This is a genomic window from Planococcus sp. 107-1 (assembly GCF_021513255.1).
Classification (GTDB): Bacteria; Bacillota; Bacilli; order Bacillales_A; family Planococcaceae; genus Planococcus.
Map to the genome: position 1 here is coordinate 2,121,689 of NZ_CP090977.1, position 23,347 is coordinate 2,145,035.

General features: G+C 46.6%; 14 protein-coding genes and 8 pseudogenes. 1 reads left to right on the plus strand and 21 read right to left on the minus strand.

Annotation, left to right across the window (positions count from 1 at the left end):
• Positions 1 to 19: 19 nt before the first annotated feature.
• The 13 genes and pseudogenes from ftsY to L0M13_RS11270 all read right to left on the minus strand — a co-directional run bounded on the left by ftsY (position 20) and on the right by L0M13_RS11270 (position 15,032).
• Positions 20 to 1,030 (minus strand): signal recognition particle-docking protein FtsY, encoded by a 1,011-nt coding sequence (ftsY, locus tag L0M13_RS11210; protein ID WP_235196587.1) that lies wholly within the window; start codon positions 1,028 to 1,030, stop codon positions 20 to 22.
• 14 nt (positions 1,031 to 1,044) lie between these two features.
• Positions 1,045 to 4,674, minus strand: a pseudogene (smc, locus tag L0M13_RS11215) (chromosome segregation protein SMC); the annotation flags it as partial.
• Positions 4,592 to 5,274: pseudogene (gene rnc / locus L0M13_RS11220) on the minus strand (ribonuclease III). The pseudogenes smc and rnc, both read right to left, overlap by 83 nt.
• A gap of 274 nt (positions 5,275 to 5,548) precedes the next feature.
• Positions 5,549 to 5,785: an acyl carrier protein gene (locus tag L0M13_RS11225; RefSeq protein ID WP_235196588.1), complete on the minus strand. Its 237-nt coding sequence runs from the start codon at positions 5,783 to 5,785 to the stop codon at positions 5,549 to 5,551.
• A gap of 40 nt (positions 5,786 to 5,825) precedes the next feature.
• The gene (fabG, locus tag L0M13_RS11230; RefSeq protein WP_235196589.1) at positions 5,826 to 6,572 is read right to left on the minus strand and encodes a 3-oxoacyl-[acyl-carrier-protein] reductase; all 747 of its coding nucleotides are present in this window, start codon (positions 6,570 to 6,572) and stop codon (positions 5,826 to 5,828) included.
• Complete coding sequence (gene fabD, locus L0M13_RS11235) at positions 6,569 to 7,504, minus strand: ACP S-malonyltransferase (protein ID WP_235196591.1); 936 nt, start codon at positions 7,502 to 7,504, stop codon at positions 6,569 to 6,571. Before fabD ends, fabG begins: the two co-directional genes overlap by 4 nt.
• Positions 7,497 to 8,491, minus strand: a pseudogene (gene plsX, locus L0M13_RS11240) (phosphate acyltransferase PlsX). The gene fabD and the pseudogene plsX overlap by 8 nt, the downstream one beginning before the upstream one ends.
• Positions 8,488 to 9,072, minus strand: coding sequence for a transcription factor FapR (gene fapR, locus L0M13_RS11245; RefSeq protein ID WP_235196592.1), 585 nt, complete (start codon positions 9,070 to 9,072; stop codon positions 8,488 to 8,490). Before fapR ends, plsX begins: the two are co-directional and overlap by 4 nt.
• A gap of 90 nt (positions 9,073 to 9,162) precedes the next feature.
• On the minus strand, positions 9,163 to 11,205 hold the full coding sequence (gene recG, locus L0M13_RS11250; RefSeq protein ID WP_235196593.1) for an ATP-dependent DNA helicase RecG: 2,043 nt from the start codon (positions 11,203 to 11,205) through the stop codon (positions 9,163 to 9,165).
• A pseudogene (gene sdaAA / locus L0M13_RS11255) lies at positions 11,195 to 12,095 on the minus strand (L-serine ammonia-lyase, iron-sulfur-dependent, subunit alpha). Before sdaAA ends, recG begins: the two are co-directional and overlap by 11 nt.
• Before the next feature lie 16 nt (positions 12,096 to 12,111).
• Positions 12,112 to 12,773: pseudogene (sdaAB, locus tag L0M13_RS11260) on the minus strand (L-serine ammonia-lyase, iron-sulfur-dependent subunit beta).
• Between the two features lie 225 nt (positions 12,774 to 12,998).
• Positions 12,999 to 14,651 (minus strand): DAK2 domain-containing protein, encoded by a 1,653-nt coding sequence (locus L0M13_RS11265; RefSeq protein WP_235196594.1) that lies wholly within the window; start codon positions 14,649 to 14,651, stop codon positions 12,999 to 13,001.
• A gap of 18 nt (positions 14,652 to 14,669) precedes the next feature.
• The gene (locus L0M13_RS11270) at positions 14,670 to 15,032 is read right to left on the minus strand and encodes an Asp23/Gls24 family envelope stress response protein (RefSeq protein WP_235196595.1); all 363 of its coding nucleotides are present in this window, start codon (positions 15,030 to 15,032) and stop codon (positions 14,670 to 14,672) included.
• 219 nt (positions 15,033 to 15,251) lie between these two features.
• Here L0M13_RS11270 and rpmB point away from each other — a divergent pair, with 219 nt between their 5' ends.
• Positions 15,252 to 15,440, plus strand: coding sequence for a 50S ribosomal protein L28 (gene rpmB, locus L0M13_RS11275; RefSeq protein ID WP_235196596.1), 189 nt, complete (start codon positions 15,252 to 15,254; stop codon positions 15,438 to 15,440).
• A gap of 47 nt (positions 15,441 to 15,487) precedes the next feature.
• Here the strand turns inward: rpmB and L0M13_RS11280 are convergent, their stop codons facing one another.
• From L0M13_RS11280 to def, 8 genes and pseudogenes are all read right to left on the minus strand, one after another.
• On the minus strand, positions 15,488 to 16,165 hold the full coding sequence (locus L0M13_RS11280; RefSeq protein ID WP_235196597.1) for a thiamine diphosphokinase: 678 nt from the start codon (positions 16,163 to 16,165) through the stop codon (positions 15,488 to 15,490).
• The gene (rpe, locus tag L0M13_RS11285; protein ID WP_235196598.1) at positions 16,162 to 16,827 is read right to left on the minus strand and encodes a ribulose-phosphate 3-epimerase; all 666 of its coding nucleotides are present in this window, start codon (positions 16,825 to 16,827) and stop codon (positions 16,162 to 16,164) included. The genes L0M13_RS11280 and rpe overlap by 4 nt, the downstream gene beginning before the upstream one ends.
• Positions 16,820 to 17,717: pseudogene (gene rsgA / locus L0M13_RS11290) on the minus strand (ribosome small subunit-dependent GTPase A). Before rsgA ends, rpe begins: the two are co-directional and overlap by 8 nt.
• A gap of 70 nt (positions 17,718 to 17,787) precedes the next feature.
• Positions 17,788 to 19,766, minus strand: a pseudogene (gene pknB / locus L0M13_RS11295) (Stk1 family PASTA domain-containing Ser/Thr kinase).
• A gap of 2 nt (positions 19,767 to 19,768) precedes the next feature.
• Positions 19,769 to 20,518, minus strand: coding sequence for a Stp1/IreP family PP2C-type Ser/Thr phosphatase (locus L0M13_RS11300; protein ID WP_235196599.1), 750 nt, complete (start codon positions 20,516 to 20,518; stop codon positions 19,769 to 19,771).
• Positions 20,519 to 20,565: 47 nt separating this feature from the next.
• A pseudogene (gene rsmB / locus L0M13_RS11305) lies at positions 20,566 to 21,908 on the minus strand (16S rRNA (cytosine(967)-C(5))-methyltransferase RsmB).
• Entirely contained in the window at positions 21,905 to 22,837 is a 933-nt protein-coding gene (gene fmt, locus L0M13_RS11310; protein WP_235196600.1) for a methionyl-tRNA formyltransferase, read from the minus strand. Before fmt ends, rsmB begins: the two are co-directional and overlap by 4 nt.
• A complete protein-coding gene (gene def / locus L0M13_RS11315) occupies positions 22,834 to 23,346 on the minus strand; it encodes a peptide deformylase (protein WP_235196601.1) in 513 nt (170 codons plus the stop codon). The genes fmt and def overlap by 4 nt, the downstream gene beginning before the upstream one ends.
• Position 23,347 lies beyond the last annotated feature (1 nt).

Genomic DNA, 23,347 nt, shown 5'->3' on the forward strand with positions numbered 1-23,347 from the left:
CATATTCCGTCAAGTAATTTTACTTGTCTGCCTCTTCCATCTCTTCTTCTTTATCAAGCCCTTCTGCAAATAGGCCGTAAACGTATTTTTGCGGGTCGAACGGCTGCAAATCATTCATTTGCTCGCCAAGACCGACAAACTTCACCGGAATGTTCAGCTTTTGGCGAATCGCTAAAACGATGCCGCCTTTTGCCGTACCGTCCAGTTTTGTCAGGACAATCCCTGTTACGTTCGTCACTTCTTTAAAGGTCTGTGCTTGCACCAAAGCGTTCTGGCCCGTCGTTGCATCAAGCGCCAACAGCACTTCATGCGGCGCTCCCGGGATTTCACGCGAAATCACACGATGGACTTTTTCCAGTTCATTCATCAAATTGACTTTGTTTTGAAGGCGGCCTGCCGTATCGCAGATCAGCACATCGACACCGCGCGATTTTGCTGCACGGACAGCGTCATACATGACAGCAGCAGGATCCGAGCCTTCGCTTTGTTTGATGACATCGACGCCGACGCGCTGACCCCAAATATCCAATTGCTCAATTGCCCCTGCACGGAACGTGTCTCCGGCTGCAAGCAGCACGGATTTCCCTTCATTTTTGAGGCGGTGAGCCAATTTGCCGATTGTCGTCGTCTTGCCGACGCCGTTTACGCCGACGAACAAAATCACCGTTAAGCCATCAGCAAATTTCAGTTCATTGATTTCTTCTTCGCCGCCTTGGTAGATCTCCACTAATTTCTCCGAGATGACCGATTGGACGTGTGATGTATCTTTTACGTTTTGGCGTTTCACTTCAAAGCGCAGCTGATCCATCAACTCCATGACCGTTTCAAAACCGACATCCGCCTGAAGCAGGATTTCTTCCAGTTCCTCGAAGAAATCCTCATCCACTTTGCGGTATCTAGCTACCAAATCATTGATTTTCGAGGTAAATCCAGTACGGGTTTTTGTTAACCCCTCTTTATATTTCTCTGTCGACTCTTCCGCTTCCGCGTTGCCGGCAAATTTATCTTTTAACTTTTTAAAGAAACTCACAAAACCACTCCTTTTTAAATTTCTTCCTGCAGCTTAACAGAAACCAGTTTGGAAATCCCGGACTCCTGCATCGTGATGCCGTAAAGCACATCTGCGCCTTCCATCGTCCCTTTGCGGTGCGTGATGACGATGAATTGGGTGTCTTCGCTGAATTTCTTTAAATACTGGCTGTAGCGGACAACGTTTGACTCATCAAGCGCCGCCTCCACTTCATCCAATACGCAGAACGGGACGGGACGGACTTTCAAGATCGCAAATAACAGCGCAATGGCCGTCAACGCCCGTTCGCCTCCGGACAATAAATTCAGGTTTTGAAGTTTTTTGCCAGGAGGCTGTGCAATAATGTCCACACCCGTCATCAATAAATCGCTCGGATCGGTCAAAACGAGGTCCGCTGCGCCGCCGCCGAACAATTCTTTGAAAACGCACTGGAACTGCTTGCGGATTGCATGGAATGTTTCATCGAAACGGCTAGTCATTTCTTCATCCATTTCTCCGATCACTGTGCGCAGCGTATCTTTCGCTTCGTTCAAATCATTTCGCTGGTCGGTCAAGAACGTGTGGCGTTCAGATACGTGATCGAATTCTTCAATGGCTCCAATATTAACCGGCCCTAATTCTTCGATTGATTGCTTCAGCAATTTCACTTTCTTGCGGACGTTCTCTTCTTCATCTTTCAAATCGAATTGCTTCGCTTGTTCCAGTGAAAGTTGATAAACATTTTCCAATTGGGCAAGGAAAGTTTGGATTTGAACGTCTATCCGAGTCGACTTCACTTCACAGATGCGAATCGCTTCGACGAAGCCTTTATAGAGGCGCTGCAGTTCTTTCAAACTTTCCTCCAGCCCGTTCATTTCTGTTTGGCTCGCCAGGCGTTCTGCCTTCAAAGCTTCGATAGCCGCTTGCTCCACTTGTTTCTTTTGGGACCATTTTGAAATCTCTGCCAGGATCTCTTCATCCGAATAAACCTTAGCGGCTTCTTCCGATTGAATCCAATCCAATTCTTTTTGAAGATCCTGCAATTTGCGGTCGCTCTTCAATTTACGCTCAAGAAGCTCCGCTTCGCTTTGGACTAATTGGGATACGCGTTCTTTGACGACTGCGTATAAAGATTTTTGGTCAGCCAGTTTTGCCATCACAGCATCCCGTGCTGTTTCGTTTTGCTGCTTGAAATACGACAATTCATCGATCTGGGAAGAAACCGAAACAAGTTCTTCCCCGATTTCACCGAGGCGTTCAGCTGCTGTTTCTTTTCGCTTCGCCACTTCGGTCAGATCAAAATCTTTATTGCTTTGTTCTGCCTGGAATAAACGAAAACGGTCCTTCGTCGATTTCAACACGGCATCAACTTCACGCAAAGTCATCGCGCGTTCCGCTTCTAAATCACGGTATTTTTCACCTTCAGAACGCAGGTTGTTCAAGTGCTGCTCCGTTTCATGGACTTGCGACTGCTCTTGGCTCACCGTTTTCTCTGCCTGGACGATGGTTTCCGCAAGCTCAGCCGATTGAAGGATCAATTGCTCAAGCTCCGCTTTTCTCGTGAAAAACGAGGCCCCGGTTTTATTGGCGCCGCCGGTCATCGAACCGCCGGCATTGACAACATCCCCTTCGAGGGTGACGACACGGTAACGGCTCATGGTCAATTTAGAAATGGCCGAAGCCCCTTTTAAGTCTTTTGCCACAATGACGTTCCCGAGCAGGTTTTCGATAATCATTTGGTAATGCGGATCGTAGCTGACAAGCTCATAAGCCATGTTGACGAACGAAGGATGCTGCTTGATGGCCGAAATGGAAGACTCCGCAATTTTGCGGGATTTCATCACCGTCATCGGCAAGAACGTCGAACGTCCAGCCCGCTTATTGCGGAGGAATTCGATCGCTGAACGGGCATGCTGCTCATTTTCGGTAATGATATGCTGGCTCGAGGCCCCTAAAGCGGTTTCAATCGCTTTTGCGTAGCTTTGGTCCACTTGTGCGATTTCCGCTACAGCTCCAACGATTCCATCGAGCAAGCCTTTATCGCGGGCGACGAGCACTTCACGAACGCCTTGGAAGAACCCGGAGAAATCCGCCTCCAATTCCTGCAAAGTCTGAATGCGCGCACCTAATTGCTTCTGGGACTGGTAGGCTTGGAAAAGCATCGATTGCTTCTTCTCATATGCTGCTTTGAGTTCCATAAAAGTGTTTTCTGTCGTTTTATAAAGTGCCCGTTTTTCAGCCAGAAGCTTTTGGATTTCTTGATGTTTCTTTTCTGCATGGGCCTTCTCGGTTTCCAGTTTAGCAAGTTCTTTCGAAAAGTCCGCTTGCTGCACAGCAATGCGGCTGCTCGATTCCGATAATTGCAATTCCTGAAGTTCCAGGTTTTTCAATTCGTTCCGGACTGTCGCCTGTTCATTCATCAATTCGATATAAACCGATTTCTGTGATTCGATGTCTTCTTCGATATCCCCAGGTGTCCGGTTTAATTGATCTTGCAATTGCTTGATAGCAATTTGGGCTTTTCGCTGTTCGGCTTTGCGTTCTTCCAACAGGTGCAATTGAGCCCCATGCTTTTGCTGCAGCTGACTGTTCTCCTCTTGTTCAGCAGCTAATGTATCTTGAAGCTGCTGCGCTTGCCGGTGAGCGTTGTTCTTCTTTTCCGACATCAATAATTTGCGGCCTTCCCATTTCTCAGTTTCGCCGCTCGCTTGCACTAAGCGGTTTTGGGAAGCGTCAATTTCAGTATCCAATTGGGCTAATGAACGGCGAATCTTTTTAACTGCCTGTTCTTTTTCTTCAATTTCCTGGCCCAATTGCTGTTCTTTTTCTGAATGGTTTTTTGTATCTTCCTTCAGTGAAGCCATTTCCTCTTCAAGGCGGCTAATATCAAAAGCCAATAGCGCAATATCTGCATCTTTCAGCTGCTCGCTCATATCCAGGTAATCGCGCGCTGTTGAAGCTTGTATTTGAAGCGGCTCCATCCGGCTATCCAGCTCATGCAGGATATCGAGCACACGATTCAGGTTTTCATCGGTTTCATTCAGCTTCAGCTCCGCTTTTCGTTTGCGCTGCTTGTATTTCAAAACACCAGCCGCTTCTTCAAAAATCGAACGGCGTTCTTCTGCTTTGCTGTTTAAGATTTGATCGACGCGCCCCTGGGAAATGATTGAAAAAGCCTCTTTTCCAAGGCCGGAATCCATAAACAAATCCGTAATGTCTTTTAAGCGGCAATTTTGTTTATTGAGCAGATACGCACTTTCGCCACTTCGAAAAACCCTCCGAGTTACACTGATCTCACTGTAATCGAGAGGGAAACGGCCATCCGTATTATCGAGTATTAACGTAACTTCTGCAAAATTCAGGGCTTTTCTTGAATCGCTGCCTCCGAAGATGACATCTTCCATTTTCGCCCGCGCAATGATTTGGCGGATTGTTCGCCGAGCACCCAACGGATGGCATCGGTCACATTGCTTTTTCCGCTGCCGTTGGGGCCGACTACCGCGGTTACACCTGGAACAAAATCGATGCCGATGCGATCGGCAAAGGATTTGAACCCCATAATTTCTAATCTTTTCAAAAACATTATTGATCCTCCACTGCTTCCTGCAATTTTTGGATTGCCAGTTTAGCTGCTTGTTGTTCCGCCTCTTTTTTTGAGCGGCCATTTCCGATTCCTAATTCTTTCTCTGCCAGCGACACCGCGTCACGAAAATGCGGCTATGGGCTGGACCTTTTTCTTCAATGATTTCATAGCTCAATGCACCATTGTTCTTTTGCTGCACCAACTCCTGCAATTGGCTTTTATAATCCATCACATGCGAAAAAGCACCGGTTTCCACTTTAGGAAACAAGACGATATCCAAAAATGCCACTACCGGCTCCAACCCTTGATCCAAGTAAAGAGCTCCGATAAAGGATTCAAACACATCCGCTAAAAGCGCTGGACGAGTACGCCCTCCTGTCAATTCTTCCCCTTTTCCAAGAAGAATATATTGGCCGAAGTCCAACTCATTGGCAAACAAAACCAAAGAAGGCTCACAAACGATTGCGGCTCGCAATTTGGTCAATTCCCCTTCGCTCATTTGTGGATATTTCGAAAACAAGTAATGGGATACCGATAATTCCAAGACAGCATCGCCTAAAAATTCCAGGCGTTCATTGTCTGTATAATATCTTCTCCGATGCTCATTCACATAAGATGAATGCGTGAATGCTTGATAAAGCAATGCAGGTTGCTTGAAATGGATATTCAATTGTTCTTGCAGCTCATTAAATGCGGCACGCTCCGTTTCTTTTAGCGTTCCGTTTTTCTGCTGGGTAGGTTTTCTTTTTCATTGCCATCTTTTATCTGCCTTCCTTTGACGTTCTTCGTTTAATTTTACCTTTTTTCAAGGCATTGTGCAAAAAATGTATAAACTGTGCTGTCTCTGTTCTTTTGCCAGCGGAAGCATTAAAAAGCCAATGAAGAAAAAGCATGGCCTTTTCCTCATTGGCTTTATATTTCGGCTCATTTGACAGCCCTCTATATTTCGAAAAATATTATGCTTGTTTTTTCTCAATATAAGTTACTGCGTCGCCTACTGTAGACATGCCTTCCGCGTCTTCGTCAGAAATTTCCATGTCGAATTCGTCTTCAAGTTCCATAACCAATTCAACCACGTCCAAAGAATCCGCTCCTAGGTCACCAGTGAATGAAGCTTCAAGTTTCACTTCGTTCTCTTCTACTCCAAGACGATCCACGATTACTTTTGTTACTCTCTCTAGTACTGTTGCCAATGTCGTCACCTCCCCTCAAATCAGTATACAAAATTTCCTGCTACATGACCATTCCACCATCAAGATGAAGGGTTTGGCCAGTCATATAAGAAGAATCGTCAGATGCCAGGAATAAAGCCGCTTTCGCCACTTCTTCCGGCTTGCCGAAACGCCCTAACGGAATTTGGGAAAGCATCGCCTTTTGGATATCGTCCCCTAAAGCATCCGTCATATCCGTCGTGATAAATCCTGGCGCTACGGCATTAGCCGTAATATTGCGGCTCGCAAGTTCCCGTGCTGTCGTCTTCGTCAAGCCGATCACGCCCGCTTTAGCGGCTACGTAGTTTGCCTGTCCGGCATTGCCCATGACGCCGACAATCGACGCAATATTAATGATTCTGCCTGCCTGCTGCTTCATCATTTGGCGCGTAACGCCTTTTGTGCAAATGAAGACGCCTTTTAAATTCGTATTGATGACGTCATCCCATTCGTCGTCTTTCATGCGCATCATCAAGTTATCACGCGTGATTCCTGCGTTGTTAACAAGAATATCAATGGAACCAAATGCTTTCATCGTTTCATCAATCATTGATTTGACCGCATCGGAATCGGAAACATTGGCTTTAACCGCAATGGCTTCTCCGCCCTTTTCCTGAATCTCCGCTACAACCGCTTCCGCTTTTTCTTGGCTGCCGCTATAGTTCACAACCACTTTTGCGCCGGCTTCTGAAAATTTGCGGGCGATTTCAGCGCCGATTCCTCTCGACGCTCCCGTAATAATCGCCGTTTTGCCTGCAAGTTTGCTCATTTCCCCAGCTCCTCTACCGCTTTTTCAAATGATTCCAGGTCGTAGACCGGCAATGTAACAACCGATCGATCGATTTTCTTCACCAAGCCGCTTAATACTTTTCCTGGCCCGACTTCAACAAATACCGTCACGCCAAGATCAATCATTTCACGAACGGACTGTTCCCATAAAACCGGGGAGTACAATTGGCGTACAAGCAAATCTTGAAATTGCGTCGCATGCGTTTCGCTTTTTGCTGCCACGTTTGTGATGACCGGGATTTCTGCATCTTTCAGGAAAGTTTGGCTAAGCACTTGAGACAAATCCTGAGAAGCCGGGCGCATCAATTCTGAATGGAAAGGACCGCTGACGTCCAAAGGAATCGCCCGTTTAGCGCCTCGTTCTTTCGCAACGACACAAGCTTTTTCAACGCCCGCTTTCGTTCCGGAAATGACAATTTGCCCGGGACAGTTTAAGTTCGCTAATTGCACCACTCCGTCTGTATCCGTCACTTCATTTGTCACTTTTTCCAGTTCTTCGCTATCCATCCCTAATATCGCCGCCATCGCCCCTTCGCCTGCAGGCACTGCTTCGTTCATAAACAATCCGCGTTTATGGACAATGGCGACCGCTTCTTCAAAAGGCAATACTCCGGATGCGACCAACGCGCTGTATTCACCTAAGCTATGGCCGGCCGTATAATCCGGCACAATGCCTGCGCGGTTCAAACGCTCGGTAATCATTGCGCTGACTGTCAGCAATGCCGGCTGTGCATGATATGTAAGTGTTAAATTTTCTTGCGGCCCTTCAAGCATCAATTCCGATAAATTGACGCTCAACGCTGCATCTGCTTGATCAAAAAAGCTTCGGCTCGTTTCATCCGAGAGGAAACTTTCGCCCATCCCGACTGCCTGAGAACCTTGCCCAGGGAAAATAAATGCAATTTTACTCATCTTGGTTCTCCTTTTTTAGCGTACTGTATATCGTTCCCGTTACATCAAATTCCACCATAGTGCGGGTTTGGCGGATCGCATTGAATAATGCCGTAGAATTGGAAGAACCATGTGCTTTAATCACCGGCGCTTTCAGTCCGAACAAACCGGCACCGCCGTATTCGCTATAGTCCAACATCCCTTTAAGCCCACCAATTTCATCTTTTACGAGAAATGCCGCCACTTTTGTTTTGGCAGATGACATAAAGACTTTTTTGATCATCGAGAAGACGTTCATCGCTGTGCCTTCGATCGTTTTCAACACCATATTCCCGGTAAATCCATCCGTCACCACTACATCTGCTACCCCGTTCAGCAAATCTCGGGATTCAACGTTTCCAACGAAATTGATCGGCGCTTCTTTTAAAAGCGGAAATGCCGCTTTCGTCAAATCGTTCCCTTTTTTCTCTTCCGTGCCGATATTCAATAAGCCGACCCGCGGATTTTGGATCCCTCTCACTTTTTCAGCGTAGATGCTGCCCATGACAGCATACTGCACTAAATGTTCCGGCCGCGCTTCCGCATTCGCTCCCATATCCAGCATGACGAAGCCTTGCCCGTCCATTGTCGGAAGTGTCGGCGCTAATGCCGGCCGGTCTACCCCGTCAATTCGTCCGACTACAAATAATCCAGCAGCCATTAAAGCACCTGTATTTCCTGCGCTGACACATGCATCGGCCCGCTGTTCTTTAACTGCTTGTGCCATCTTCACCATCGAAGAATCTTTTTTCTTCGAACCGCACGAACCGGGTCATCCGTCCCTTCGATCACTTCTTCACAATGGATGATTTCCAGACGCTCATGTTCTTTAAGGAAAGGCTGCATTTTTTCCTGGTGGCCGTACAGCTGTACCGCCAAGTCAGGAAATTCGTCCAATGCCTTATAGACCCCTTCTATAATTTCTTTCGGGGCGTTGTCTCCACCCATTCCATCTACAGCTATTTTCACTCTTCGTCACCTTCACTTTGTTCTGTCATTCGGTACATTTCAAACGTACCGATAAAAACGGTCACTTGATCCACTGAAGAAACGACTTTTACATAAGCCCGATTCTTTTCCGGATTGCGGTCCACCACTTGCGCTTTCGCAACTAACCGCTGCCCCGCCTTGACCGGTTTTAAAAATTGAAGCTCAGACTTAACCGTCAAAGCCAATTCGTCGTTCATCACTGCAACTGCCAATGAATTCGCCTGGGCGAACAGGTGGTGGCCGCGGGCAATCTGATTGCGCTGGAAAACATGTTCCGGCTTCACATCAAATATCGAAATTGCTCTTTCGTCCAATTCTATATCTATGATTTCACCGATTACTTCATCAATCGGCAACGATTTCACTTCGTCATCAAACGTTTTTACGGCCACATGCTTGATCCGCTCCCGAAGTTCAGGAATTGATAATTCCAGCCGGTCAAGCCGGATCGTCTGCACACTGACTCCAAATTCCATCGCCAATTCCTCGTCTGTCACAAACGGGTTTGCTTTGATCGATTGGATCAGCGCTTCTTGCCGTAATTTTTTAGGTCTTTTCACATTGTCACCGCCCGCTATTAGCACTTGGTACTAATATGAGTATATAAACAACAAAAAAAGAATGCAAGGATTATCTTGAACCCTGCATTCTCAGTCGAGCCTTCCGAGAGCCAATGCTCCCGATTCCTCCAATTGTTCACGAAGGCACCGGGTTTCTTCACCCATCCAGAATTCTTCGCTGTTGATCATCGTTTCCGCATCTTTCCGGGCTGTTTCAAGCGCCCGGTAATCGTGGATTAAATCGGCCATTTTAAATTCCGGCAATCCGCTTTGCTTACGGCCGAAGAAATCTCCAGGGCCCCGAAGCTGCAAATCTTTTTCAGCGAGCACGAAACCATCATTCGTTTCCGTCATGGAAGTCATCCGCTCTTTCCCGACTTCGGTCTTCGGATCTGCCAATAACACACAGAACGACTGGTCGCTGCCCCGTCCGACCCGTCCACGCAATTGGTGAAGCTGGGACAAGCCAAAACGCTCTGCATCATAGATTAGCATGAACGTAGCATTCGGGACGTTGACCCCGACTTCGACAACCGTGGTAGAAACAAGAACGGCAATTTCGCCTTCTGTAAAAGAGCGCATCGTCTCTTCTTTTTCATCAGCAGGCAAGCGCCCGTGCATCAACCCTACCGTATGCTTGCCATGGAAATAACTTGAGAGCTGCTGGAACAAATCGACCGCATTTTGGAAATCCAGTTTATCGGACTCTTCGATCAACGGACATATGACGTAAGCTTGCCGCCCGGCAGCCAGCTCTTTTTCCATCCGGCCGACAATTTTGCCGAACATATCCTTTTTCATCCAGAAGGTTTGGATTTCTTTTCGGCCGACCGGCATTTCATCAATCACCGACACATCCATTTCCCCGAACGCAGAAATCGCCAACGTTCTCGGAATCGGGGTGGCGGTCATAAACAGCACATCCGGATTATAGCCTTTATCTTTCAGGACTCTCCGTTGGTCAACGCCGAAACGATGCTGTTCATCCGTGATGACAAGACCTAACTTTCTAAAACGCACATCCGGTTGAATCAAAGCATGGGTGCCAATCAAAATATTGATCTCCCCGGAAGCAAGGCTCTCCAAGATCAATTGGCGTTTCTTCCCTTTCACCGATCCTGTCAACAGCGCAATATTCAATCCAAATGGTTCAAACCACTGGGCAAGCGTGTTGGCATGCTGTTCTGCAAGGATTTCAGTCGGCGCCATCAAGGCGCCTTGAAGTCCCGCCGTTACAGCCGCATATAAAGTAATGGCCGCAACGACTGTCTTCCCAGATCCTACATCTCCTTGCAGCAGCCGGTTCATGCGGAAAGGTTCTTTCATGTCTTTGCAGATTTCATTGACCACCCGCTTTTGAGCGTCTGTCAAGTCGAACGGCAACGTTTCAATAAACTGCTTGAGGCGATTTAAATCGTAATCGATAAACGAGCCGCCTTCTTCTTCCCGGTTCTTTTTTCGAAGTGCTTGCATCTTCAATTGGAACATTAATAATTCCTCGTAGACAAAGCGCCGCCTAGCTTGCTTTAATGCTTCGCCATCAACCGGAAAATGGATACATTCCAGCGCTTCGCCTACGGACATGAGGTGATAAGTTTGCCGCAGGCTTTCAGGCAAACAATCTTCCAAATCCGTTTTCGCTATATCCAATGCTTGCCGCATCAATTTCCGGAACGTTTTTTGATAGATGCTGCCTTTCAAGCTATAGACCGGTTCAAAATCCACTCCGTCCGTACGCGGCCCGATGGTATGGCTGGACACCGTGATCACTTGGCGGCCGCGGTCCCATTTGCCGGTTAACGTGATGATTTCCCCAATATGCAATTTTGCTTTGACGTATGGCTGGTTAAAGAAAATCGCCTTGATCAGATGCCTGCCGACCATGACTTGCACTTGCGTCCGGGATTTGTTCTTCCCTAAAAAAAGGACGGAAGGTTCACTTTCGACCCTTCCCTCCACTGTTACCCGTTCATTATGAGGCGTATCAGCCAAATCTTTCAGCTGAAAATCTTCATGGCGGTAAGGAAACGTCATGATGAGATCATGGATCGTTTCAATTTTCATTTCCTGAAGTGTTTCGGCAGCTTGTTTGCCGACCCCTTTTAACGTGGCGACAGAATCTTTACTGCCCACTGCCTACCACTGCTCCACCGAAAATTTTCGACTCCAGCCATTTGCCCGTAGGTGTCGCAGCTAGACCGCCTTTAGCAGTTTCCCCGCAAAGCGCTTGGCATCGATTGGCCAATTTCAAACATCGCGCCGATTACTTCGTCGCAAGGAATGCGGCTCGTCACTCCAGCTAGCGCCATATCGGCCGCTACGACGGAGTTTGCCGCTCCCATCGCATTTCGTTTCACGCATGGCACTTCCACTAATCCCGCCACTGGATCGCAGACAAGGCCTAGCATGTTCTTCATCGTAATGGCAAAAGCTTCGGATGATTGCTGCGGTGTACCGCCAGCCATTTCCACAATTGCAGCCGCAGCCATTGCTGCAGCCGAACCGACTTCTGCCTGGCAGCCTCCTGCCGCACCGGAAATCGAAGCATTGTTCGCTACGACAAAACCGAATGCGCCTGCCGTGAATAGGTAACGGATCATTTGTTCACGCGTCGGATTTAATTTATTCTTCACAGAAAACAATGTACCCGGAACAACGCCCGCTGAACCTGCAGTCGGAGTGGCACAGATAGTGCCCATCGCCGCGTTCACTTCGTTTGTTGCCACTGCTTTACTGACGGCATCTAATAACAAGTCGCCGGAAAGCGCATTTCCTTTTTTCATGTAATCCTGCAATAAGACGGCATCTCCGCCGGTTAATCCTGAAACCGAATGAACGCCGTTCAAACCTTTTTCGATCGCTTCTTCCATGACAGTCAAGTTACGGTCCATCTGTTTCATGATTTCTTCACGGGACCGATCCATCAACAGCATTTCTTGTTCAATCATGATTTCTGAAATCAATTTATTTTCTTGTTCCGCCCGTTCCACTAATTCTCTTACATTGCGAAATAATGCTTCCACAATTGAAACCCCCTTCTTAATCGGCAATTCTTGTGACTTGCATGATGTTCGGCAAGTCTGAAAGCTCGTCAAGTATTTGCCGGTCGACATTCTGGTCGATTTCGATGACCATTAATGCCATATGCCCTTTTTCTTTTCTTGAAACTTCCATATGCCCGATGTTGATATCGTATTTATATAAACAATTCGCTACGTTTGCAATACAGCCGGAACGGTCTTCATGAACCACCAGTATGGCCGGATGGTTGCCGGATAAACGCAAAGGAAACCCGTTCAATTCCGTAATTTCAATTTTTCCTCCGCCGATGGAAATTCCCATTAAAGACATTTCCGACTGCTCGTCGCCAATGACGATGCGCGCAGTATTCGGATGATCCACATGGCCTGTCTCCGGTATGAATTCAAAGCTCATCCCCAGCTTTTCCGCTTCTTCAAAAGAAGTTTTGATACGTTCATCAAACGTATCATAGTCCAATAATCCCCCTACAATTGCCACATCCGTGCTATGGCCTTTATAGGTTTCAGCAAATGAACCGTATAAATGGATTTTAGCCCATTTCGGCTGCCGCCCGAATAAATCTCTCGCCACTCTTCCAATTCGCGCAGCTCCGCTGTATGCGAAGAAGAAGGACCGATCATGACCGGTCCTATAATATCAAAAACAGATTTGAACTTCATTGCCCAAACCCCTTTCTATCGGTTACTTATAGCTTCAGTTTACATGATTTTGCGCTATTTAACAAAAATAAAAGGAATTGCCCCCAAAAGTGATATGGGAGAATTCCTTTTGCGGCAAATCTAGCGCAGTGAGGCAGGAGCCATAGTATTCTGCTGCGCATTATTAGAAATAAAGGGCTGTCCAATAAGTGATTGCTCAACTCATTGGACAGCCCTTCCTCGTTTCTATTCCACAGAAATAATATAGGGATATAACGGCTGTTTCCCATTATGGATTTCTACTTCAACATCTTCGTTAAGTGATTCGATAAAGGCGCCTAAAGATTCAGCTGCCTCTTCAGTTGTATCGTCCCCGTAAAGGATGGTGACGATTTCAGCATCTTCATCAATCAGTTTTTTCACCAATTCTTCAGCAACCTGCTCGAGGCTTGAATCCGAAATGACGATTTTGCCTTCTGATATGCCCATGAAGTCATCTTTTTTGATTTCGATGCCGTCAATCGACGTATCGCGGACCGCGAAAGTCACAGACCCTGACTTTACTTGCTTCGATGCGTTTTCCATCAATTGAAGGTTTTCTTGGACCGATGCCTCTGGATTGAAAGCCAGAAGCGCAGACATTCCTTGCGGCACATCTTTTGTCGGCACGACTGCTGCTTCGATATCAAGCAATTCTGCAGCTTGCTCCGCTGCCATGATAATGTTTTTATTGTTTGGCAAAATCAGTACGCGTTCAGCATTGATCGAACGGATGGCATTAACGATGTCTTCTGTAGAAGGATTCATCGTCTGCCCGCCTTCAATCACATACGAAGCACCGATGCTGCGAAGAAGTTCTGCTATCCCTTCGCCCATCGCTACTGTGACTACCGCATATGGATGCGAGCTCGGGGCAGCCGGCTGTGCTTTTTGGAAGCCTTCTCCGACGATATCGATATGCTGCTGGCGCATATTTTCGATTTTCATGCTGATCAAGCTGCCGTAGTTTTGTCCATATGTAAGAACTTTTCCAGGCTCTTCCGAATGGATATGGATTTTTGCAATTTCATCATCCGAAATGACAAGAAGCGAATCTCCGTATTCACTTAAATCTGTACGGAAAGCAGCTTCGTTGAATTCTTTTTTGCCTTCTTCGAATTTCACCATGAATTCTGTGCAATAACCGAATTTGATATCGGCCGTATCCATAAAGCCTGCAATGTTTTTATGGTGCTCCGCACTTACTAAATCATCCATCGTATTATGGGCATGCTTTTCTGGCAGCTGTTCGCCTTTCAGGCACGCCAAAAATCCTTCGTATACATAAACGAGCCCTTGGCCGCCGCTGTCGACAACGCCAACTTCTTTCAATACTGGAAGCAAGTCGGGTGTACGTTCTAGCGATGCTTTCGCTTCTGTTACTACTGCTTCAAACAAAACGACGATATCTTCTTCTTTGTTCGCGAGTTCCATTCCTTTAGCAGCCGCATCTTTTGCGACGGTTAAAATCGTTCCCTCAACCGGCTTCATCACTGCCTTATAAGCTGTTTCTACTCCATGTTGAAGCGCTTCTGCCAATTTCGCAGCAGAAAGTTCAGATTCATTAGCAATATATTTGCCGAATCCACGGAATAATTGCGAAAGGATAACGCCCGAGTTCCCCCGTGCGCCCATCAACAAGCCTTTTGACAAAGCTCCTGCTGTTTTGCCGATATGCTCTTCGGCATTCGCTTTTGTTTCTTTCGCGCCGGATGTCATCGACAAGTTCATATTTGTTCCGGTATCGCCGTCCGGCACCGGGAATACATTTAATGCATCTACATAGTCCGCATTCTGGAACAGATGGTGAGAACCCATCTGCACCATTTCCGCGAATTGAATTCCATTTAATGACTTCATAGCCGTTTTTTCCTCCTCTTACGGATTCGTGACGCGAACCCCTTGAACATAAATATTAACTGCCTTGACTGGCATGCCAAGCGTTTTTGTTATCGTATATTTGACTTTGGACTGCACTTGATATGCAACTTCGGAAATCTTTGTTCCGTAGCTGATGATGACATACATATCAATTAAGAGATCTCCATCTTCTTGGCGGACAATGACTCCTTTTGCAAAATTTTCTTTTCGCAGAATATCGGTTAATCCGTCGCGGATCTGATGTTTTGTCGCCATCCCTACAATTCCGTAGCATTCAATAGCTGCTCCGCCAGCGATTTGTGCAATCACATCATTGGAAATATCGATTTGTCCGTATTCATTCTTTAATTCAATCGACATGAGAATTCCTCCTTGAGTCCTATTTCACTTCTTCCATTCTACATGAAACCATTATACAAGAAAAGCCGTCGTTTAGGGTGTAAAGGTTTTTTTCTTGAAAGACCTTCAAAATTAGTTGCAAAGCAATAATGTGTGTGGTAAATTATTAAAGTATGTGAAACGAAAAACGAACTGAAATTCTATTATAATTTTCAGCTTCACTTGTGAGGAGGGACTTACATGCCTAAAGTATGTGCAGTTAGTGGACGCAAAGCCCGCGCCGGAAATGCCCGTTCACACGCGTTGAATTCGACAAAACGTACATGGGGAGCAAACCTTCAAAAAGTTCGTATCCTTGTAGACGGTAAACCGAAACGTGTATGGGTTTCTGCGAGAGCATTGAAATCAGGAAAAGTTGAGCGCGTATAATCGCTCATGAATAATGCCAGGTTGACTTTTGTCAGCCTGGCATTTTTTCATGCGTTCATTTCATCGCTTTGTTTCAAACCATTTCCTGCATCTGAACTTTCAATCATGACACAACTGCCTTTTGAAAATTTTATGATGCCTTCTGCATCCAGTTCATTGCTGATGAAGCGGGTCGATCCGAAAGGAATTGTTTCATTGTCCACTTCGTATTTAAAATGGGTCAATGAAAATCCTTCAACGGTTTCCGCAAACGGATAAAAGGAAATATAGCGATATTTTTCATTTGCCCAGATCCGGTGTGAACCGGGTGACAGAAAACGGATGCGGTTCTGCCGATTGACCAGCATAAATTCGGTATCCGGAAATTTCTGCTGAATCTGGTAGATGGCGTGAAGCGAACTCATATAATGGTCCAGCCTTCCGCCTGTCACTCCCGTAACAATCACTTGCACAGGTGAAAACTCCATCGCTTTCACGAGTGCAAGTTCCGTATCCGTCTCGTCTTTCTCAGAAGCTGCTCGGTCAAGAGACGGGAAAAGCGCTTCAATCCGCTTCATCTCAGAACCTGTCACCGAATCAAAATCGCCGACAGCCGCAACCGGGCGTATACCTTGATCCAATAACACAATCGTCCCCGCATCCACTCCAATAAACGCGGCTCCTGCCCATTCCGAGAAATCCGGCAACTCAGACGCTGGCCCTCCTGCTGTCACGACGACAATCACGAAATCGCCTCTTCTCCAGCCTTCTTAATTTTCTGCAATGCGCTAGCACGGTCCGGTTTGCTGTAAATCGCAGATCCAGCCACAAACACATTCGCTCCGGCTTTCGCACATGGAATAATGGTTTCTTCATTGATGCCGCCATCAATTTCGATGTCGATGGACAAGCCTTTATCACGGATAATTTTAGACAGCTGTTCCACTTTCGGCACGACCGATTCAATAAATTTCTGGCCGCCGAAGCCCGGGTTGACCGTCATGAACAACACCAAATCGATATCTTCCAAAATCGGCAAAATCGCTTCAACCGGCGTATGCGGATTTAATACCACTCCCGGTTTGACGCCGAAAGAACGGATTAATTGAATCGTACGGTGCAAATGAGGGCTCGCTTCTACATGGACCGTGATGTAATCGGCTCCAGCTTTTGCAAAATCCTCGATGTAGCGGTCTGCGTTTTCGATCATCAAATGGACGTCGAATGGCAGTTTCGTCAACGGCCGTATCGCATCCATTACAACTGCGCCAAATGAGATATTCGGCACAAAGTGGCCGTCCATCACATCAATGTGGATCCAGTCAGCTCCTGCTGCCTCGACTTCGCGGACTTCTTCGCCCAATTTAGAAAAATCTGCTGCTAGTATAGAAGGTGCAATTTTAATCATTTGAATACCTCGGCTTTCGGCTCATAATTTCTTCTAAAAACTTCAAATAATGCTTGTAGCGGTAATCCTTGATTTCTCCTGTTTCCACTGCTGCTTTTATGGCGCATTTAGGTTCATTCAGGTGAAGGCATTCCCGGAATTTGCAGTCATTCGACTTTTCCGCCATTTCAGGGAAACATGCAGAAAGCTCTTCTTTTTCCATCGTATCGAATTCAAATGAACTGAATCCCGGTGTATCTGCCAGCAAGCCCTTGTTCACTTCGATCAATTCCACATGGCCGGGTCGTGTGTTTCCCCCGGTTCAAGGCTTTTGAAATATCGTCGGTCTTCAGTTCCAGTGAAGGTAAAATCGTATTCAAAAGCGTTGATTTTCCAACGCCGGATTGGCCAGCCAAGACGCTGATTTTCCCTTCTAAAGTAGGCATAAGACGCTCTTGGAGCTCCAAATCGCCTTTATACGTCGGGATGACTTCATATCCGATCTTCTCATAATCCGCAATAAATTCGCTGATTTTTTCTTTTTCATCTTCTTTCAGCAAGTCCATTTTTGTTAAGCAAATGATCGGCTCGATGGAATGGTATTCGATTGCCGTCAAAAACCGATCCAATAGGAGGGGATGAAAATCCGGCTGTTTAGCAGAAAAAACGAGAAGTGCTTGATCCACGTTTGAAATAGGCGGACGGACAAGTTCATTTTTGCGTTCATAAACGTGCAAAATCGTCCCTTCTAAATCGTTGTCCGCTTTGTAATCGACGTAGTCTCCGACAAGCGGTGAAATTTGGCGGTTGCGGAATACTCCGCGGCCTCGGCATTGGATGTATCGTTCTCCATCCTCGTCCAAAACATAGTAAAATCCGCTTAACGCTTTTCTGATTTGACCTTTCGGCATGCTTTCACTCCTTTTGAATTGAAGTAAAGAAATTCCCTCTTTTTAAGAAAGAGGGTATTTCTTTAATTGGTTATTCCACTGAATTATAGGCAATCGTTTCTTCTTCAATGACGCGGTCGTCGCGGACGATTCGATAGACTGCAGTTTTCCCTTCGGCGATCTGCAGTTCGATGCGGCGCGATATGTCTTCTGTAATGGTAAATTCCTCAGCAGGTTCTGCCATGGTCGTATTCTCATCTTGAATATAGATAGCGACCTTTTGTTCGGCGGCCGGTTCCCCTTCAGCTGCAGGTTCAGCCGGCTCATACGGAATCTGGATCGTATGGATATAAGTCTTCATCGGCAAGGCAGCCGGCCCTGATGAAACGGTGACCATAATATCACTTCCTGCCTCAAGTTCTTCTCCTGCCGCAGGCGTTTGCGATAAAACGACTCCTGCAGCCACTGAATCGGAAGATGCTTCATCGACGATCCGGATATTGAATCCGGAAGAGCGGGCGTATTCATTAAGATCCGCTTCCGTATAGCCCGATAGATTTTCGACTTCTCGCATATCTTTGCCTTTGCTGACGGTAAACTCAATATCCGTTTCAGAAATGATGACTTCTGTTCCAGCTTCAGGATCTTGGCTTAAAATGGTTCCAACCGGTTCATCCGAGAATTCCTCTTCCTGGTCCACCGATTTGTAATTCTGCTGATCCAGCAATTCCATGGCTTGGTCAATATTGCGCCCGACATAATCGGCAAGTTCCGCTTTTTCTTTTCCCGTACTGATGAACAGCTGGATTTCAGATTCACGATTGCGCATTTTCCCTGCTTCCGGTATGGTCCTTACCACATTGCCTTCTGCCACTTCTTCAGAGGTCTGCTCTTTTTCTTCACCGATAACAAAACCAAGCGAACGCAATTCTTCAATCGCTTCGTCTCGTTCCATGTCTTTGACATCCGGCACTGCCACTTGGCGCGGTCCGAATAAGTCTGGGAATGCAACCGCGGCAACGAGTCCTGCCACCACTAAAAACAAAGCTATGCCCACAATCCAGGGCCATTTCTTTTTCTTTTTCTTTGCAGGCGGTGCTGCCGGTTTTTTTGCCGGTTCTTTTTTGCTGACAGGTGCCAATGTTTTTGTTTCTTCGACGCTGCCATATACGGCCGGATCTTTAATCGCAGGCATTGCCCGTGTTGCATCTTCATCAATTGGAGCTGAAAACTTCGGTTCATTCAAGCGTTCAGGCAACAAAACTGTTGATAAGTCCTCTTCCATTTCGTTGGCCGATTGATAGCGGTGCTGCGGATTTTTAGCCGTTGCCTTTAAAACAACGTTCTCCAAACTTTGAGGCATGCTTGGAACAATTTCACGCAAAGACGGTGTTTCTGTCTGAAGATGCTTCAACGCAATCGAGACGGCCGACTCTCCTGAAAAAGGCAATTTGCCTGTCAACAATTCAAACATCACAATCCCTAAAGAATAGATATCCGATTTTTTATTGGCGGTTCCGCCCCGCTTGTTCAGGCGATAAGTAATGAACCGTCCCAAGTACTGAATTGGTCTGAGTATAGGATGTGGCGCTCAATGCCATCGCGATTCCGAAATCAGAAATTTTCACATTGCCTTCCGCGTCCATCAATATGTTCTGTGGCTTGATGTCCCGATGTACAATTTGGTTTTGATGGGCATGTGCCAAAGCAGATGCCAGTTGTTTCATAATCTTGACCGCCTGTTCCGGCGCGACGGGGGAATTATCGATTATGTATTCTTTCAAGGTTTTTCCTGGAACATATTCCATCACTAAGTAATGCAAGGAACCTTCTTCGCCGACATCGAAGATGTTGACGATATGCGGATGTGCCAAACTGGTCGTAGACAAAGCTTCCCCGCTGGAAACGCCGGCGCAGCTCTTCTTCATTTGAAAAATCGTAGCGCAGAATTTTAATGGCAATATCGCGGTCTAAGATCATGTCGTGGGCCAAATATACGTTGGACATCCCGCCTCCGCCAATCAATTCTAAAATTTTATAGCGGCCATTTATGCTTCTGCCGATTAACATGGCTACACCTCCTCAACCTTTGAGGACAGAAGAACAAATGAAATATTGTCTTCTCCTCCTAAATCATTGGCGAGCTTCACCATTTCCTGCCCTTTACGTGAAAGCGGCATGGATGAACGGACAATTGATGCGATTTCATCTTTTGTGATTTTATTGCTCAAGCCATCTGAACAAATAAGCAAATATGAGGAGTTTTCCAGCGTGAAATGAAGAATTTCCCCATCAATATCCGGTTCCGTCCCTAGAGCTTTGACGATCCAGTTTTTCTTTGGGTGGTCTTCTGCTTCCTCTTCGCTGATTTCTCCGTTGTCGATTAACACATTTACATAGGAATGGTCTCGGGTGACCTGCTCAACCGATCCGTCGATCACATATGCGCGGCTATCGCCGATATGGCACATCACGCATTCTTCTTTATCCAAAATGGCCGCGATCAATGTGGTCCCCATCCCTTTGCAGTCCGGATGCGTTTCTGCATACTCATAGACAAGCCGGTTGACCGATTGGACATTCAGAGACAGCCAGGATTTCCGTTTTTCAATCGACATCAACGCTTCCGGCTGTTCTTCATTGAACATGCGGCTTAATGTGCTGACGGTCAATTCACTTGCTATATCTCCGGCATTATGGCCGCCCATGCCATCCGCTACCAACGCCAGCATGAGCCCCTCAGGCCTTTTCAAGACCGCTACCCGGTCCTCATTCACTTTTCTTTTCTTTCCAGTATCGCTTTCCATGACGTATTGATACAAATCCCGACACCCCATTTCTCATCAAATCAAATCTTTTCCTGCTTGAATTAACTTGTTTGCGTTTTGCGGAAAGCGGAAATGAAAAATCCATCTCCTCCAAAATCTTGCGGAAACACTTGGACAAATCCCGAATTCTTTAAACCGAGTGTTTCCGGCAAGGAAACTTCGATTTTTTCCATGTAGGGATGTTCTTTCAAGAAACGTTCAGCCGTCCCCCGGTTTTCAGTCGAATCGACTGTACAAGTGCTGTAGACGAGAATGCCGTCTTTCTTCAACAGTTGTGCAGCTTGGTCCAATAAATCAACTTGAATTTCCTGAAGCCGTGAAAAATCATCAGCAGTTTTGGAATATTTAATATCCGGTTTGCGTTTGATGACACCCAGCCCACTGCAAGGAGCATCTACCAATATCCGGTCAAATTGCTCTGTACCAAAACGCTCCACACTCTTTTTGCCGTCTCCGGCAGCCGTTTCAATAATGGAATGGCCGAGGCGTTTTGCCGTTTCATCAATCAACTTCACTTTATGCGGGTGAAGGTCCATGGCAAAAAGTTGTCCTTGATTGCCCATCTTTTCAGCAATATGCGTGGTTTTCCGCCTGGTGCGGCGCACATATCCAGAATTTTCATATTAGGGCCTGCTTGTAAGGCGTATGCCGGCAGCATGGAACTTTCGTCTTGAATCGTGATAAAACCTTTTTCAAAAGTCAAAGTTTTCGCCGGCTGTCCGTTTGATACGACGAGGCATTCCGGAACGAGCGGGCTCTGTACAGCTTCCAATCCTTCCGAAACGAGCATTTCAATCACTTCTTCGGGAGTCGCTTTTACGGTATTGACTCTTACGGTCTGCGGCGGTATTTTATTGTTCTCCAATGCCATTTCACGCGTTTTTTCAAGGCCGAACTGCTCAGCCCATCGTTTGATCATCCACTCAGGATGGCTTGTTTCAATGGAAATCTTTTTAACCGGATCACTGATGGCATTGAACGAACGGACGCCGTCCCGCTGAACAGAACGGAGAACGCCATTCACTAATGAGGCGACTCCACCATGGCCGCGGCGCTTTGCAATTTCCACGGCTTCATGGACGACTGCATGGGACGGGATCCGGTCCAGATAAACGATTTGGTAAAGGGATAGCCTTAACAGGATTTTCACCCAAGGTTCGATCTTCCCTTTCATAAACGGCTCCAAATAATAATCCAAAGTCATTTGATGCTGCAATGTACCGTATGTGATTTCCGTCAACAAGCCCCGATTTTTTGCTGAAATCCCGTAATTTTCAAGGGTTTGATGCAAAAGCAGGTTGCTGTATGCCTGTTTATTCTCGACCGCCCAAAGAATCGAAAAGGCAGCATCCCGGACATTGCCGTGAAGTTTTTTGTTTTTCATTCGAATAAATCTCCTACCTGGATTTTTGGTCCTTTTAAATAATCTTGCGCGGACATCCGCTTTTTGCCAGCTGGCTGGAGTTCCGTAAGGGCAAGAATCCCTTCGCCTGTCTGCACCAAAATCGCTTCATCAGTTAGTTCAACCACTTCGCCAGGTTTGCCTGTTTTCGAAGAATCGGCTTCTTCCGTCCACCAAATTTTCATGTTCGCATCTTTGAATGTCGTATAAGCGACCGGCCAAGGATGCAGTCCGCGGACTTGGTTGTAAATGGCCTGAGCCGATTTTGACCAGTCGATGCGTTCCTGTTCTCTTGAAATATTGCGTGCAAAGGTCACTTTTTCTTCATCTTGCGGAATTCGCTTATTCGTTCCTTCTACAATAGAAGGCAAAGTTTCTTTCAATAATTGTGTGCCGGCTGCACTGAGTTTTTCGAACATCGAACCGGTATGGTCCGTTTTTCCGATCTCTACAGCCGTTTGGGAAATGATATCGCCTGCATCCAGACGATCGACCATATACATGATTGTTACGCCCGTTTCCGTCTGGCCGTCAATGATTGCCTGGTGGATCGGTGCCCCGCCGCGGTATGCCGGAAGCAAAGAAGCATGGACATTGATCGATCCAAGTTTCGGGGCTTCCAAAATCGCCGTCGGCAAAATTTGGCCAAAAGCCGCTGTGACGATCAAATCCGGTTTCAAATCCAATACCACTTGCAATTCATCCGGATTTTTCAATTTTTCAGGCTGATAAACGGGTAAACCTAAGCGCAACGCCTCTTCTTTGACCGGCGTCGGCGTCAATACTTTTTTGCGCCCGACTGGACGGTCAGGCTGTGTCACGACTGAAATGACTTCATAACCTTCTTCTACGAGCATGCGCAGGATCGGGGCAGAGAATGCCGGAGTTCCCATAAAGACGATTTTCGTCAAATCTGCTCCTCCTCTTCAGCTGCCGCTTCTGCGATCATGGCGTCCAATTCTTCTTGAGTGACATATTTGGTGATTTTCGACGTAAACAAGATGCCGTCCAAATGGTCGATTTCATGCTGGATAGCCCGTGCTTCGTAGCCTTCCGCTTCTAATTCATACCATGAACCATCGCGTTCCTGTGCCTTAATCTTAATGTGGTCCGGACGCGATACTTCGCCGAAAACCCCTGGGAAACTAAGGCATCCTTCGACGTCAGTATCTTCCCCTTCAAATAAGACAAGTTTCGGGTTGATCATTTCAATCGGCTCTTGGCCTTCTGCAAAATCGACGATTGCTACGCGCAAATTAACGCCGACTTGTGGGGCTGCAATGCCCACACCATCGTTTTCAACCATCGTTTCATGCATATTGTCCAATAAAACCGCTAACTTCTTATCAAATTTAGTCACCGGCAAACATTTCTGTTCAAGGATTTCGTTCGGGTGCTTCACTATATCTAGGATTGCCATT